Annotated in this window: 10 protein-coding genes; all 10 read right to left on the reverse strand. The window is 65.9% G+C overall.

Features of this window, described 5'->3' with window-relative positions; all coding sequences use genetic code 11:
• Positions 1-321 precede the first annotated feature (321 nt).
• On the reverse strand, positions 322-609 hold the full coding sequence (locus AMYTH_RS0122275) for a hypothetical protein (protein ID WP_157360641.1): 288 nt from the start codon (positions 607-609) through the stop codon (positions 322-324).
• A 962-nt stretch (positions 610-1,571) separates the two neighbouring features.
• Entirely contained in the window at positions 1,572-1,817 is a 246-nt protein-coding gene (locus AMYTH_RS50460) for a hypothetical protein (RefSeq protein ID WP_027932180.1), read from the reverse strand.
• Between the two features lie 258 nt (positions 1,818-2,075).
• Positions 2,076-2,258, reverse strand: coding sequence for a Rossmann-fold NAD(P)-binding domain-containing protein (locus AMYTH_RS50465; RefSeq protein ID WP_027932181.1), 183 nt, complete (start codon positions 2,256-2,258; stop codon positions 2,076-2,078).
• 527 nt (positions 2,259-2,785) lie between these two features.
• Positions 2,786-5,590, reverse strand: a complete 2,805-nt coding sequence (locus AMYTH_RS0122300) for an RNaseH domain-containing protein (RefSeq protein WP_027932182.1) — start codon at positions 5,588-5,590, stop codon at positions 2,786-2,788.
• Complete coding sequence (locus AMYTH_RS0122305) at positions 5,587-8,823, reverse strand: hypothetical protein (RefSeq protein ID WP_209440876.1); 3,237 nt, start codon at positions 8,821-8,823, stop codon at positions 5,587-5,589. Before AMYTH_RS0122305 ends, AMYTH_RS0122300 begins: the two co-directional genes overlap by 4 nt.
• The gene (locus AMYTH_RS0122310) at positions 8,820-9,962 is read right to left on the reverse strand and encodes a restriction endonuclease-related protein (RefSeq protein ID WP_167344603.1); all 1,143 of its coding nucleotides are present in this window, start codon (positions 9,960-9,962) and stop codon (positions 8,820-8,822) included. Before AMYTH_RS0122310 ends, AMYTH_RS0122305 begins: the two co-directional genes overlap by 4 nt.
• Before the next feature lie 360 nt (positions 9,963-10,322).
• Positions 10,323-11,054: a M48 family metallopeptidase gene (locus AMYTH_RS0122315; RefSeq protein WP_027932185.1), complete on the reverse strand. Its 732-nt coding sequence runs from the start codon at positions 11,052-11,054 to the stop codon at positions 10,323-10,325.
• Positions 11,041-14,127, reverse strand: a complete 3,087-nt coding sequence (locus tag AMYTH_RS0122320; protein ID WP_027932186.1) for a type I restriction endonuclease subunit R — start codon at positions 14,125-14,127, stop codon at positions 11,041-11,043. The genes AMYTH_RS0122315 and AMYTH_RS0122320 overlap by 14 nt, the downstream gene beginning before the upstream one ends.
• Positions 14,124-14,861, reverse strand: coding sequence for a TIGR02391 family protein (locus AMYTH_RS0122325; RefSeq protein ID WP_027932187.1), 738 nt, complete (start codon positions 14,859-14,861; stop codon positions 14,124-14,126). Before AMYTH_RS0122325 ends, AMYTH_RS0122320 begins: the two co-directional genes overlap by 4 nt.
• A complete protein-coding gene (locus AMYTH_RS48025; protein WP_167344604.1) occupies positions 14,858-15,991 on the reverse strand; it encodes a restriction endonuclease subunit S in 1,134 nt (377 codons plus the stop codon). The genes AMYTH_RS0122325 and AMYTH_RS48025 overlap by 4 nt, the downstream gene beginning before the upstream one ends.
• Between the last annotated feature and the right edge of the window lie 38 nt (positions 15,992-16,029).

Raw genomic sequence — 16,029 nt, forward strand, 5'->3', positions numbered from 1 at the left:
GCGCGGACCTGTGTTTGCCGGTCTGAACCTGTCCAGCCTCCACCGCGGCGAGTCGGGGGCGGACCCACACGGGGTCGGCCAGGGCGCGGTTAAACGCGGCCTCCCCGAGCCCTCTTACGGCACCCTTGCCCGAGCGCGTAGACCACGAGCCGGCCGCGTGGGAGCGCGCCACATACACGCCCGGTTCCCCGGGGGGAGCTCGGGTGACGCCCTGTTCGAAGACCAACCATGGCGACCATGCCGCGATGGCAGCAAGCTCGCGTGGCAGGTGTGATGCCAGTGGCGTGGTCGCGACCGAATTGTCATCGGTGCCGGGCACGGCTACCGCAGGTCGTACTCGGTGTCCACGCCGACGGCCGGGCCGCCGTTGTTGTTGAGGGTGAGCCAGCCGTGGTCGTAGCCATCGGCGAGGTCGAACTGGTAACCGAACTCGTAGATCTTGTTCGTGCCGAAGATCTCGGGACCGGCCGGGTTAGCGCGAGCGAGAGTTTCTGAGCCAGCGCAACGTCGGAGCGGGTCTGGACGCCGAGCGCCGACGCTGCCAGAAAATCGGGTCCGCCTGACCGTGACGTTCCGGCACACGGAACATCGCCCGGCACGCGTCGCCATGGGGCGACGAGGGCCAGCCGCCATGATCAGCGATCGCCTGGACACGGAACCCGGCGCCTGCTCATACGCGATCGGGTCGTCGTACCGCGCGAATTTCTCCGTGCAGGGTCCTTCAATGCCTGCACCGTAGACAGCTGACAATCGACTTCGGATCTCGATCGGTCAGCGGGGTAGTGACGAGAGGGGGTCGGCGTGGTCGAGTCGCCAGCGCATCGGGCACGTCCATGGCGAACCCGGACGACGGGACCTCGACGTTTCCGTCGCTGCCAGACAGCCCGCGCCTGGTCGACCGTGGTCGACACCGCCCCGGCCCCACCCTCGGCCGGATGTGTCTGCGTCGCGCCCGTGTGCAAACCGTCCGATTCGACGACGCGAGCTTCTCATCGCCTCCCGCACCACCGGACGGATCCCTTCGTCCTCCTCGACGACGAGCGCTGCCACGCCGAACGCCCGCTCATCACCTAGCGACCGGCTGTACTGCTCGGACCGCAGCGCCACCAGATCGCCGAGGTTCTCGCGGACCGCACTTATCCCGCCTGCTGTCGTCTCTCCCGCGACAAGCCGTTGCTGGTGCCGTCTGTCGTGAGAACCAGCTGAGTCCCGCCGCATCCCGAGACCATCGCGGCGGCGGTATGCACGCAGCGCGGCGGTCGCGCGGGCTGGCTGATCGTCGGTCCCGCGATCCCGCCCGCCCCGAGCCGCGCCGCGACGGTCGGCCCGCCGAAGAACGAACCCTCCTGGGGAACTGTCATCGAGGGCACGAGTCCGTCCCGCCGAGCCGGATCACTCCGCGCGGTCGCGCAAGCGCCGCGAGGTCACCACCCACACTGAGGTCGAGCCTCGGCGCCTCGGACAACCACCCTTGCCGCCGGGTGAACAGTGAGGACCACACCAGACCAACCGGAGCCGCGACATCGCGGTCCTTCATGTCATCTCCTCCATCTGGCTCGCGCCGGCGATGTTCAACGCGTAACGGCTGTACTCCTCGGCGACCTCGTGAGTCGTCCGTCGTCCCGGAACCAGCGGGCGATGCTCACGCACATTTCACGGATCGCGAAGGACGCCAGGGCAGGGCTCTCCGTGCTGAACACCCCGACGATGACATCTCGGGCGATGATCGCGAAGAAGGCGTGCTCGTGTTCCCGGCGGCGGCCTTGGAACTGGCTCCGGTGCGGCTCGTCGAGACAGTCGGTGTTGCGGTTGACCACGACGGCTTGACGGCGTCGCGTGACGGTAGGCGTAGACCCTAGTCGCCTCGTAAAGCTGGGCCGCCGGGTCGACGGCCTTCCCTATCGCGCGATGGAAGTCACGCAGGACGGCGCGAAGGCGGTCAGGAAGAGCTTGCTGTCCGGATAGGACGCGGTCACCCGGCGGCCGGCCCAGTCCAGGCCCCGCAACGAGGGCCGGCCGCCGTGGTGCATGCCGCTGCTGAGGTAGATCAGCGCGCCGGACGCCGGATGGCGCGGTCAGCAGGTAGGCGCGACCACGTTGACCGGCAGGATCCGCGCGCCGGTGTACACGCCGGCGTTGTGGATCACCACGTCCATGGTGCCGAGCACGTTCACCTGCTCGGCGACACCGCGGGTCTGCGATACGTCGGCCAGATCCCCCACCACCCCCGCGGCACCCCGGTCGAGCAGCGCCCGCACCGCCGTGAGGCGTTGCCTGCCGCGCGCGTGCAGGACGACGTCGTGCGCTCGTCCAGGAGGGTCTGCGCCGCCGCGCGGCCGAGGCCGTCGGCGGAACCGGTGATCAGGATCCGGGCCATGCCACAGCGCGCCACAACGGAGGACTGCGCAACCGCCCTGCTGACCAGCGGCCTTCCTGGCCAGTAAGGTTCGGGGCGCGCAGCCGAGACGCGGCGCAAGGAGATCGCCACTCGCTACGGGCGTACTCCCGGAGGGATCCGGTCGCGTCTGCTGCGGTTGCGGTGTGATCCCGAACTGCCGGGTCGTACCTGGGATGAGCAGCGTGCCGCCGAGCTGAAGCGTAGCTACGACGCTGAGTACGGCCGGTAGCTGATCACCCTCGGTCCCCCACCGCCCACCGATCAGCCACCGGCCGCTTCGGCGTCGGACGCTCCGCGCCGCGCTCGGACGAGTTCCGCCGAAGCCCGAGCCACACCGGTCCCGCTATGCCCCCTTGATCGCAACTTGCCGCGACCGGTTCAGCGCCGTTATTCGCCCTCCAGGGCCGCGGTTGCGTCGTCGTCTTTGAGTTCGTCGAGTTCGACTTCTTCGTCGGGGTCGACGGTGCGGCGATAGTCGGGGTGGTCCTTGTCCATCTTGGCAGCGAGATGGATGGGCGCCGGGTAGCTGGTGCGGCCGTCCCAGGAGACGGCGTGGTCACAAAGCCGTGCGGCGGCGATGGCGTAGCGGATCGGGTCGCTGTCTGCGCCGACGACGACGATCTCCGTGTTCGTATGGGCATACCAGGTGTGGTGGCCGGCTTCGTTGTCGGCGGTCCAGCGGGTGCTGGCCTCTCCCGCGCGGCTGTACTTTCGTCCGCCGGTGAACTGGCGTGGGACGTTGGACAGGATCCACGTGTTCCGGGCTCCGTCGAGCTGGTAGAGACCCTCGGTGGTTTTCTTGACGTGAGGTTTCTTCTCGACGGTCCCGTCCACCTGCTTTTCGTTCTTGAGAACGTGCAACTCGACCGGTCGAGGCAGGTCACGGGAGCCGGAGGTCACGCGAACGATGGCGCGCGGTCGGTGGCCGCTGGAGGGGCTACAGCCTGGTAGGGCGGGCCGGTCGTTGATCCGTCCTGCCGAGTCCGGACGTAGGTCGAGGTTCTTGTTGGCGAGCAGCGGCCACAGGGCGCGGGAGCTGTCGCCGGAGACCAGCAGGACGTAGCCGTTGGCCGTGTCGAGGTGGTCTTGGAGTTGTCCGAGCGCGGTGTCGATGCTGTCAACCAGCGAGAGGTCCTGGCGTTTGCCTTCGGGCAGTGGGTGCGAGCGGAAGGCGGTGTTGGCGGTGAAGTAGTCCTGCCAGCCGGTCGTTCCGCCGCGCGGGTGTCGTTTGGGCTGGTATGCCTTGGTGTGCCAGTGGTTTCCGTCCGGGATGAGCGCCACCAGCGACCAGCTCAGGCGCGGTCCCGCTGAGGTCCACCGCGCGCCGCGCTGTTCGCGGATGTGCAGGCCGACGAACGCGACGGGTTCCTTCAGACCGTAGCGGCCGTAGGCGAGCGCTCGGCTGAGCCGTGGGTGGATCAGACCGGCGACTCGCAGCATGTCGGCGACTGCGTTGTGGCCTGGATGGTCCTTCTTCAGACTGAGCCCCAGCTTGGTCAGCGGGTCGGTCTCCTCGGCGTCCTCCTCGGTGGGAGCGGTCTCGGCGGTGTCGGTGCCGTTCGTCGTGTCGTTGGTCGGCTTCGTCGCGGGTCCGGCGTCCGGTTGGGGCGCGGGCTTGGTGGTGACGAACTGTGCGAGCACGTGGTGCTGGGCAAGCAGGCGGTTGAGAGGGTGCTTGGCGTCGGTCAGATCGGGGTCGTCCACCGTGCTGTCGGGTCGGCGGGACTGCTTGCGTTGCGCGGCCCACGCGCGCGCGTCGTACTCGGTCTCGCACAGCGCCACGATTCTGGTGTCGTGGGGCACGTCGAGGTGGGGAACCGCGGCCAGGAGCGCGGCTCGGCCGGAGTGGTCGCCGTGGGCCAGTAGCGCGGCGGCGTGGTGGAAGATGATCTCGACGTGGTCGCCGATCGGCGCCGGTTCGTCCTCCGGCATGCCGGTGTCGGCGAGGTCGGGACGGTTGAAGTGGTAGGCCAGCAGGCGCTGTAGCCGGGCACGGGTGTGCTGGTGGCGGTAGAGGACGAGGATCCGCAGGCGTCGACAGCCCGATGCCTCGATGATGGTGGGCAGGGCGGCTTCGTCGAGCAGGTCGGTGTCCCGGCCCGCCGTCACCTGCCGACGCGCGCCCTTGGGGAACTGGTGACCGGCGACGTTGCGGGCGATGATGTTGGGGGGGCCCAGGACCGTGGACAGGTGGCCGCTGAGCTCACGGATGGTGTACATGCCGACGCCGCGGCCGATCGGGAAGCGCACGGACTTCGGGACCAGTGCACGCAGCCTGCCGGGTTCGCCGGTCAGGTCGCGATCTTCCGGTCGGATCAGGGTCTCGCCGCCGAGTCGGGCCCACACGGTGAGGGCGATGTCGCTGGTGCGCTCGATCCGCGTCAGTCGGCCGCGGCCTTCGACGGTCAGCGCGAGCAGCGGATCCTGTGTCGAGCGTTGGGCCAGCCACGCGGTGCGTGAGGAGTTGAGCCAGCGGCTCAGCCTGGACACCGAGGGGTCGACCACCACGACCGGGTCGCGCATCCAGGGCAGCGTTTTCATCATCAGTTGTACGCGCAGCGCGGCGTAGGACGGGTTGTCCTCGTCGTTGTTCCAGTGGCCTGTCCACAGTAGGTCGGTGTCCCAGACCAGCAGGTTTCCCTCGGTGTCGGCCCGGAGGGCGACTTCGCGGCCGTCGACCTTCCAGACGCTGGAGGTCAGTTTTTGGGCCACTTCCCAGGTGGCCGCGTCGTACACCCAGTGGGCCGCGTCGGGCTGGTCGCCCACGCGCTTGACCTCGTTGGCCAGCACGATCTCGTCCGGGGTGATGCCCGCGAGGAGTTCGGCCAGTTCACTGGGGTAGGAGAAGCCGATCTCATCCTCGGGCACCCTGAGCAGGGCCTGTTCCCACAGGACCACGGCGTCGTGGATGTCGCGGCTGTCCAGGCTGTGGCGGCTGATCATCTGCCGGGGTGGGTCGTTGCGGCTGGTTGGGAACAGGTTGACGCTGGTGCGGCCGATGGCGCGCAGGGCGGTGGCGAGACCGGCGTAGGGCAGGTTGCCGCGGGAGCCGGTGATGTCGCGGTAGCGGTCGAGCAGGTCCCCCCACACGTCACGGGCACGTTCGGGGAAGCGGTGGACGTGCACCACGCCGTGCAGTTCCTTGGTCAGCGGGTAGGCCAGCAGGTGCAGCTTGTCGTCGCCCGTGGTCATCGGTTGTCGTCCTCCGAGGTGTGGTCGATCCCGGCGAAGTCGAGCCAGGACACCAGCGTGGAGCCGTAGATGCGGCTCAGTGCACGCTGGCGGGCCGGGGTGAGGTTGCCGTAGTAGAAGCGCAGCAGCCCCGGCAGGTCGCTGCCGAACTTCGCGTCGTGGAAAGCACCGTCGACCAGGTACAGCTCGACCGGGGTGCCGCCGCGGCGGGCACGTCCGGCGAGCTGGATCAGGTCGACGAGCATCCCGGCGACGGCTTCGGCCTTGAGCACGCGGCTGAGCCGGCTGAATCGGGGATCGCTGGTCAGGATGTGGTGTAGCCGAGAGAATGCGGCTTGGCGCTGCTCATCCAGCACGGCGGCGGGATCAGGGCCGGGCGTGCCGATGTCGAGAGCGTGGGAGTTGACGCTGGCGAACATCTCCGCCGAGTCGGTGAGCTGGGTTGGCGGGCGCACACACACCCAAACCGACGCCAGGGCGGAGCGCTGGTCACCGGGCACCAGGATGTTGAGACCGCGCGCCACCAGCCCCAGCGGCGCGATGCACACCTTGACGTTCGGGTACTCCCGCGGCAACGCCTCCAGGTCATCCACTGTCACCCGCACCACACCGGAGGGCAACGCCACCGAGGAAGGCCGCTGGTCTTTCGGCACGACGACGGCGACCCAGCTCGGGTCGCCGACGTGCGAGGCGATCCCGGCGCCGAGCAGCGCGGCATGTTTGTAGGAGTTGCCGACCAGCATGCACAGTTCCCGGTCGGGCACGTTCTCGGCGAGCTTGCGCAGGTGCCGGTCCAGGTGCTGATCCCACAGGCTCTTGCCGAGTTCGCGGATCGCGTCGGGCTTCTGGGATTCGGACCGGCCACCGATGTGAATGGCCTGGAACTCCTCGTCGAGCGCCTTACCCGCCCGGGTGGTGAACGCTCCCGGCGCGGCGTCGGTCATCGCGTAGGTGATCTCGGCCTTGATGTGCTCGCGTGCGGCACCGGGGAAGAACGCCGTGGCCGACAGGCCCAGGACGATCCGTGGCACTCCGGCGGTCGCCAGGGCAACCGTACCGCCCAGCTGCGCCACGGTGGTGTGCGGGTCGCCGGCGATGGCCTGCACGGACAGCTTGCCCTGCGGGTAGGGGTCGGTCACCTTGTCCACACGGAACCCGAACAGCAGATAACCGAGCGGGCCATATGGAATGGTGGCGTGCTGGACGAAGGTACCGAGCTTCTCGGCGAGCACGCGGGCGGCGGGAAGCTCGGTGCCCGGTGAGCTGACAGCGAAGGTCAGTCGGGTCAGCGACTGGTGTAGCGCGCCGAGCCAGGTCCGAACGAGCAGGGCGTTGATCACGTCGCGGCGCAGGTTCTTTTCCCGGATTCGTCGGGTCAGCGTGCGGTGCAGGCTGTGTTTGACCTCCCGGATCCGGTCCTGGCCGGTGTCGTTGCTGACGACCGAGCGCAGTAGATTGGCGACCTTGCGCATCTTGCGTGGTGGTGTGCCGCCGTTGACCTCGCGGGTGTCCGGGAACAGGGCGTTGAACTGCTCGTAGATCTCCGGTGCGACCCCGTCGGTAACGTCGTCAACGCCGAATAGGGCCTGCAGCAGCATTCGGTCGTTGGAGCCGGGTAAGTGCCAGCCGGAGCCGGGGCGGTCGGGATCTGTCTCCAGCCACATGTCTTGTTCCAGCACGTAGTTGAGGAACTGGTCGGCCAGGAAGCGGGTGCGCGACAGGGCGGGGACGACTTCGCGGTCCTCGGCGGGCAGCAGCATCGTGCGTTGGGTGTCGAGCTGCGTCAGGGGGAGCTCGTGCTGTCCGCCGCTGGCCGCCAGTACCAGTTGTCTGGCCCCGGCGTCGAACATGTTGCTTTGCAACAGGTCGATCTCGTCGATGATCAGCGCCGGGCAGTGGCGCATGAGGAATTCCAGCAGCGAAATGCGGCTGTGGTCGATGCCGTCGATCCGCACGGGAACCGGCACTGTGCCGTGGATCAGGTTGTGGTGGTTGGTGACGATGATGTCGGCTGCGGCGGCATCGTGGAACCCCCGGTGCCGCCCACAGGCACTCAGGATGGGGCAGGCGTGCCGCTGATCGGCCTCGGACTTGCCCCTCTTTCCCTTCGAGGTCGGCCGGGTCTCCTCCTCGCTGGACGCGGGCCGGACACGCAGGGAGGTGCAGGGTTCGTCCGGCGCGGTGGGCGGCGGGCCGTCGACCATGAGCGCGGGCAGAACGCAACCGTAGCCGAGCGTGTCGAAGCGGTCCCACTCGCCCCGTTCGGCCGCCTGGGCGGCCTTCTCGTCCAGCCGTCGCGGTGACACCAGGGCGACACACCGGGCGGGTGTGCCCAGAGCGGCGAGGTCGTCCTCGATGTCCGCCGCCAAGCGCCCTGCGTTGTCCTCCTCGCGGGCGATCTTCTCCGCGGTGGTGAGCGCCTCGTGGATGGTTCCGACCACGATGGCCACGGGGATGCCCTGCCGGGCCAGGTGGACCGCCAGCAATCGGGTCAGCACGCTCTTGCCGACCCCGGTGGGAGCGTTGAGTACCCGCATGCCGCCCGCCCGCAGCAACAACTCGGTCACCGGCAGGTCCTCGACGTCGCGCAGCTTCTCGAACAGTTCCTCGATGATGCCGCTCTGCCACGGCGGGGTTCCCGACACCTTCGCCAGATGGTGTGCCAGTGCCCTGAGGTCGGCAGAGCTGACCTTGACGGCGTCCACCTTCCCGGCCGTGTCCAACACGACGGGGGCGACGGTGGCGCCGCTTACGCTGATCGGCAGCTCGACCGTGGACTCGCCCCGCCAGCCGAAGCTCCACCGGCCGGGACCGGCCACCGGCAGTGGACGCCGGCTCTGGAGGTACTTGGACTCGGCGTCCTCGAGCAGACGCTCAGCGAGATCGAGCGGGCGCTGCCCGTGCCGGGCGATGACATAGGTGACCGCGTTGTCGGGCACCTCGTCGGGTACCTCGTAAGGGCTGTTCTGGTCGTGGCGCAGCTTGCGGGCGGCTTCGAGGAACCGCCTGGGCGAGCCGAGCTCGTTGTGGCGCAGCCGCAGGAACTGCCCCACCAGCCGCTGGGTGTCCTCGGGCTGGTCGGGCCAGTCCGACCACAGATCCAGCCTGCCCGAGGCGATCAGGCCCGCTTGGTCCAACGGCACGACGGTGCGGCCGTCGGCACCGGGGAACCCGAAGAACTCCTCGGAGAACGCACACGCGATCTGCGTGGCCAACTGGCGCAGACTGGTCACCGCCGTACCCCCGCCGCCTTGTCGATGTCGTTCTTGAGATCGGTCGCTGTCATGACTCGGTAGCCGGCGCCGCGCAGCATGTCGGCCAGAAGCCCACGGCTGGTGCGCTGATGGTCGGGAATCACGATGATCAATCCGGGCTCGGCCGGTTCCGTCTCGCGTAGCGCCTCGCCGAGTGCGACAGGAGACGCCCACGCCTTGGCGTCCACCCGCCACACCTTCCGCTTCAGCGTGATCCGCAGGTCGTAGCGGTCCTTATGAGGCCACATGTCCACCCGCGCGCCAGCCGTCCGGGCGTGGTCGCGCAGGTTGCATTCCAAGATCCCCGGCAGGGTCACGTACCGCCAGATCACCCGCGACACCGCGCGCGACTCGGGGGTAGCCGGCTGGCCCTTGACTTCGCTGGCCTGCGGACCGGCGGGCTGGAGAACAGGAGCGCGATCGGCGGATCCGCCGGTGTGGCAAGCGTAGGTGATCCCGTTGCGCGCATGCGCCTCGCAGCGCACCTCGACCACCGTGTCCGTGCCGACCACACGCATGGGCCAGCGGCAAGTCGGGCAGGCGAACCACCATCCGCGGATCTGGCACCACGTCCACTCCACGATCGGCTCGTAGTGGTCGAACCGTCCCCACAGTGCGTCCCAGGTACGGCGCAACTCGCGCAGGTCCCCGGAAGGCTCGTCCACGAGCAGTTCGCGTGCTCGGGTGTAGTCCTTCGCGGGCAGGCGCCGCAGCACCTCGTAGATGCGGCGTTCCTCCTGCTCCGTGGCGACCTTGGCCCATGGCCAGTGCTCGTCCAACGCCACCGACGGAACCAGGTGCTCCACACACAGGTCGCGGGCCTCGTCGCTGAACTGCCCCGTCTCGTCGAGCAGTACCAGGTCACCAATTTCGGCAAGGTCGACACCGTCGGGTAGCAACTCCCGCAGCGGGCGAGACAAGCCGCTGCGGAACTGCGCCATCGTCGGGGCCTGCCCGACCGGGTACGTCGAGGCCAGCACCCCCAGACAACTCATCAACGCACGCCCCTGCCTGCTGCGCGCCAGATCCGGATCCCCGAGAGCAGCGGCAGCCAGGCTACAGGCGGTGATCGCCTGATCGCGGCGGCGGCGCTCAACTTCGGTCACGGTCGAAGACATGCTAGGCACAATAGGACCGACCACCGACAGGATCATGGGAATGCCTCGGCCGCTGTGGCTCTCCCACTGACTGTCGGCCTGCTGATCTGACCTTGAATTGGTTCGTCCGGCGGCCGGGGCTCCTGATCGCCGGACGGGTGAGCATGGACTAATGCTGTATCGAGCAACGTTGCCCGCCGGGCACGCAGCTGGACGACGAGCAGGTGCAGAAGTTGATCGAGAGAGGCAGTGCGGCTGTACGAGATTGGCTGGTCACTGGCCGGATCGGTGAGCGGATGAGCGCCGGCCCACTACCCGTGCTCAACCGCTTGCGCGGGACGTGGCATACGGATGCGACATACACACGGGTGAGAGCGGTGATCAGCCCCGATCCGGCCACTCCTCGTGACTAAGTGGTGCGTCATTCAGCTGGTCACGGAGACTCCGCCAGTTCGGCAGGAACTTATCCATGAGCTTGGTGAAGCGCGGGCCATGGTTACGTTCGAGGTGGTGCGTCATCTCGTGGACGACGATGTACTCCAGGCAGTCCGGGTGTTTTTTGGCTAGTTCGACGTTGAACCAGATGTGCCCGGTCTCGCGGTTGCATGATCCCCACTTGGTCTTCATCCGCCTGATTGTCCATCGCGGCACCGACACTTCCAGTTTCGGCTCCCACCTAGCAATAAGGCCAGGGATCGCTTGTCGCAACTGCTCTCGATACCATCGATCGAGCAGCTCGCGTCGCCGTTCGGTTGTGGTACCGGCCGGCACGTACAGAAGCAGCCGCTCGCCGTCTACCTCGAAGTGAGGCCGTCCTGGCCGTTCAATAACCTTCATGCGCCGGCGGACGCCCCACACGTAGTGGGACTCGCCGGTGATCATCTCGCGCTCGGACTGGCGGGCAGCCGAGCGCAGTTGCTCGCGCCGTTGCTTGATCCAGGGCAGCCGCTGGATCACAGCCAACCGGACTTGCTCATCGTCCAGCCGGTGCGGAGCAGCCACACGGACACGGCCCGCGGGTGGGTAGACGCCGATGTGCAGGTTCTTGATGTCCTTGTAGATGACATCAATGTCGATGCCGCGGATGGTCAGGTAGGCACTAGCGGTACTCATGGCGTGCCTTTACGAGTTCAAACAGTTCATCGAGCCGGTCGAAGTTGTCAGGCAGCGCCCGCGCAAGAGCGCGCCTGACCTTCTTCTCCTTGATGGGATTGCCCACCCAGGAGTCGGGCTTGGTGTGAAGGATGGTGGTGTCTACCACGGCGGCCAGCTCTGGAGACTGATCGAAGAAGTCGATCAGGGCACGGCGGGCACCGTTGTTGGCCCACTCTGGGTACGCCGTATCGGACTCACCCTTGCCGAGCTTGGTCGCGTGCTCCAACAGCTTTGCAAGGTACTGCTGGTACTCCAGAGCCCCCTGGCGGCGCTCTTCAAGGATGGCGTCGAGCAGCTGGGACATCTTGTCGTAGTACTTCGGGTTCATCGCCCGCTCGTCGATGATCACCTTGCGCATGTTGTTGGTGATCGTCTCCGCCACCGCTTCCGGGTCCTTCTTGATACCCGCTGGAAGCTTGTCGAGCGCAACGGCTCCCATCTCGACGATCAGCTGGATCAGTCCGGCCTCCTCGAAGTCGGACACGACCTCGGACGGCTTGGCGCTGATGTACGTGTCGAGCAGGTGGCGCATGCCGGCCTCGTACTGCTTGAAGTCGACGTTTTCGCCCGCGCCGAGCTTGACCTCTTCGCGCACGTTGGCATAGTGGGCGATCTCGTCCTTGATGGCTGCGGCTTCCGCGTCGCTGTAGCCAGCGTCGTTCATCTCGTTGGCAAGGTTGGCGTACGCGCGGGTCACGGCCGCCACAGCCTTGTACAGCGCCACCCGCTTAGGCTCATTGGCCTTGATCTGCTCGGCGTTGCCCTGCTCGCGGGCACAGAAGTACTGCTGGTACTGCAAGGTGTTCTTCGGCGGCTCAACCGGCTCACACAGCGCCCGAATCTTCTCCAGCGCCTCGTCGAGGTCTTCGCGAGCCTTCTCGATCCGGTCGGACAGCAGCCCCTCAATGTCCTTCTTCTCGTAGCCCTCCAGTGCGCCGCCGGTGTAGTCGGTGATCGCGGATTCAAGGGAGTTGAACAAGTCCCGGTAATCGACGATGTAGCCGTAGTCCTTGTCGTCACCGTCGAGCCGGTTGACTCGGCAGATCGCCTGAAAGAGGCCGTGGTCCTGCATCTTCTTGTCGATGTACAGGTACGTCGCACTCGGCGCGTCGAAGCCGGTCAGGAGCTTGTCGACCACGATGAGCAGCCGCATCTGGCCCGGATCGTTGACGAAACGCTTCTTGACGTCCTTCTCGAACTGCTCGACCTTGGCCATCGCCTTGTCGGCAGGCTCGTTGAAATGATCAGCCAGCATCTGCCGGTAGATCTCGTACTGGCGCAGCCGCTCGGTGGCGCCGTGGCCGGAGTCCTCCTTGGCGATGTCGCCCGCCTGCGGTGCGTATGACGTGACGATGGCGCATTTGCCCTTGAACCCGGCCTGGGTGAACAGCTCGTAGAACTTGCACGCCTGGTAGATGCTCGAACTGACGAGGATCGCGTTGCCGCGGCCATCTGAGAGGCGCGGCTTGGTTTCCATGTCGAGCAGGATGTCGTTGACGATCTGCCGGGCGCGCGGCTCCGAGCTGACGACCTTCTGCATGGTGCCCCAGCGCTTCTTGAGCTCGGCGCGGGACAGGTCTGTCATGCCACGGGTCTTGGCTTCGAACCACTTGTCGACCTTCTCCGGCGAGGTCAGCTCCTGGTCGATATTGCGCGCCTCGTAGCGCAGGTCCAGGACGACGCCGTCGGCCACGCCCTCGTCGAACTTGTAGGTGTGGATGAAGCTGCCGAACTTCTCGATCGTGGTGGCCTTGTCCGCCTTGAGGAGTGGCGTACCGGTGAAGCCGATGAACATCGCGCCTGGCATGAGCGCCTTCATGGCCTCGTGCATCTTGCCTGACTGGGTGCGGTGAGCCTCATCGACGAAAACGAAGAGGTTGCCCTTGGCGCGGAAGTCCTTGGGCACAGTGGCGTTCAGCTCAGAAACGAAGTCGCTCTCGGCCCGATCCTGCGCAGTCGCGTCCTCCGAACCCCGGAACTTGTGGACGAGCGAGCAGATCAGCCACTCCTCGCTCGTGTTGAGGGTGGTCAGCATGTCGGCGCCGCTCTTGGTGCGATAGATCGACTCGTTGACGCCGAGGAAGACCTTCTCGATCTGGTCGTCCAGCTCGGTGCGGTCGGTGATGAGCAGTACACGGCCATCCGGCTGGTGCTCGCGGATCCACTTGGCCAGCCAGACCATGGTGAGCGACTTGCCGGAACCCTGGGTGTGCCAGATGATGCCACCCTCGCGCTTGGCGATCCGTTCTTGAGCAGCCTTCACCCCAAAGTACTGGTTGTGACGACACGTCTTCTTCTGGCCGGCGTCGAAGACCATGAAGTCATGGACAATCTCCAGCAGCCGCTCCTTCGAGCAGAGCTGGGTCAAGGATCGATCGAGCGGATCGGCGATATCAGACGGCTCGCGCCACGCCAGCCAGTACTTCTCCTGCGTGTCGATAACGCTGTAGCGCAGTCCTTCTACGTCGTTGCCCGCCATCACGAGTTGCACCGTTGTGAAGAACGACCGAATGAACTCCGGCCGCTGGTTCCCGTAGCTTTGTCGGATGCCTTCCGAGACGGCGACCTTCGAGCGCTTGAGCTCGATCGTTCCGAGGGCGATTCCGTTGACATACAGGACGATGTCCGGGCGCTTGGTGTGCTGGCCGAGTACCGTCACTTCCTCGGCCAGGGCGAAGTGGTTGGCTTCTGGGTGTGCCCAGTCGATGAGCCACACCGTCTCCGTCTGCTCACCTACACCGGGCCGGACCTTCACCCCATACCGCAGCAGGCCGTAGACGTCGCGGTTCGCCTCGTGCAGGTCACGACCACCGCCGAGCGAAGCGTCGCTCTTCAGCTTGTCGACCGCCTTGTTGATGAGGTTGTCGCTGTAGCCGCGGGCACGGAGGTTCTGCGTGAGCAGCTCGACCTCGACGTTGGAGTTCCCCTCGCGATGCTCCCAATTACCGAGGTAGTCGTAGCCCAGCGACTCTCGGAATAGAGCAACCACACGATCCTGCGCCTTGCGCTCGGGTTGGCCGACGTTGCTCACGAAGCACCCTCCACACGCTCTACGGTCGCAGCATCAACCCAACGAGCAAGGACGCTCAACGCGGCGAGGTATTCAAGAGCCTCTTGCTCGCTGAGCTCTTGATCGGCTTCGTGGCTGAGCGGGTTCCGGATACCAGCGAACACACCCTCGGCAAAGTTCATCGCACCACGCTGCACCGACCTGTAAGTGTCGCTGCCGTCGTCCTCCATGCGGCGCAGGCGCGCCTTTCCAGCCTTCGGGTCATCGAGCGAGAACGCCTGCTTGAACAGGTCCGTCTCGCTCACATCACGACGGCCGACATTGTTTTGGGTCTCGGCGTTTAGTTTCTTAATAGCACCTCCGACAGCTTCTCGAAAGTGCCCGGACTGCCAGAGCGATTTCGCCCCGCTCCAGACCCATGGATGCAGCTCGGCGGCCGACAGCTGGGGTGCGTTTTCACCGAGATTCGCCTTAACTTCCGCCTCCCGAATCAACGCCTCCTTGGCCCGCAGCGCTGCGGTGCGATGTCGCATCCACCTATTGACCCTGACATCGGCCTCGAGATCACGCCAGCCCGAAAGAACATGGTCAAGAATCTGTTCGACCACATGCGCCTGCTTGGTGATGTCTTCGTCCGGGGCTGATGTGATCTTGCGGGCAGTCATGTCGACAACACCAGGAACCGGGTCGGGGTAGCGCAAAGCGGTCTGGTCAATGAACTTGTCCAGCTCTTTCAGCGCCCACTCGGTATTCATCCCGCGCTCTCCTTGACAGGTAGGCGAGTACGGCCGGTCAGGAGCTGCTGCATCATGCCCTGCTTGACAGACTTTGCTTTGGCGAGGCGACGTTCAAGTGCGTCGATCTCGTTATCGACGTCAGTCAACCGAGAGGCGACCTCGTGCTGTTCCCTAGGGCATGGCAGTGAAACGACGAAGCTGTTGAGGCTCCCGTTGGTGATCTGGTTGATCGTCGCTCCGAGGTGTTCATCAACCTGACGCTTGAAGTCGTCAGATTGAAAGAAGTACTGGAGGAACTGGTTCGAGTCGGATCGGTAGACAGACATGAACGCGCCGAACGTTTGGCCGACAACGCGGCTATCAAGCCGGACACTCTTGCCAATCAGCCGCCGGCTGCCGTTTCGAACGCAAATTAGGATGTCGTTCTCGCGGACCCGGATCTTGTCGGGTATGGGGCAGTCGACGTACACGTTGTCATCGAAGGTCAGGCGACCGTCCTGGATGTTCGATGAGCGCAGTACGAGGGTGCCCGATCGCTTCACAGAGCTCGGGCTGTACGTGAGCCCGATCAAGCTCTGCCCGATGTCACCAAGCCGTACGTCGGACCACGGCTCGTCAAAGCCGGGGAGGCGGGTCTTGCCGGTGACGAGCTGCTGTAGCATGCCCTGCTTGATCGCCTGCTTCTTGACGATCAACCGCTCCAGCATGGCTATGAGATCGTCGACGCCGCAGAGCGTGGCGGCGATATGCTCTTGCTCGGCACGAGCAGTGGGCACCGGGAGGCGCTGATCAAGGATGTCGGCGCGGGAAAGCCCGGGAATGAGTCCGGTAGACGCCTCCCTGATTCGCGCTGCATTCTGCTGTAGGGAATAGTAGAGGAATTGACCGGACCAATTGGCAGGCCGTATTGCCATTAGCTGTCTGCTAATGCAATACGTTGCGTCTGCACGGACCAACGACCCGGACCCTGATCCCTTGACCGTCACGAGAATGTCGCCAGCCCTGCACAATGAGCCAGGACGGGTGGTGAACTTGGTCTGTAGGATCTCGCCATCTGGGAAATCGGCCGGGCCCGTGAGATACGGCGTGCCGGTCCCACAGGTGTTGACGTACCGCGCCATCACGTGCTGACCGGAAATGAGTGTCACGTCACTTCGAAGTGGGCGACACTCCCAGCCACTTGGTA

The sequence above is a fragment of the Amycolatopsis thermoflava N1165 genome, from assembly GCF_000473265.1.
Classification (GTDB): domain Bacteria; phylum Actinomycetota; class Actinomycetes; order Mycobacteriales; family Pseudonocardiaceae; genus Amycolatopsis_E; species Amycolatopsis_E thermoflava.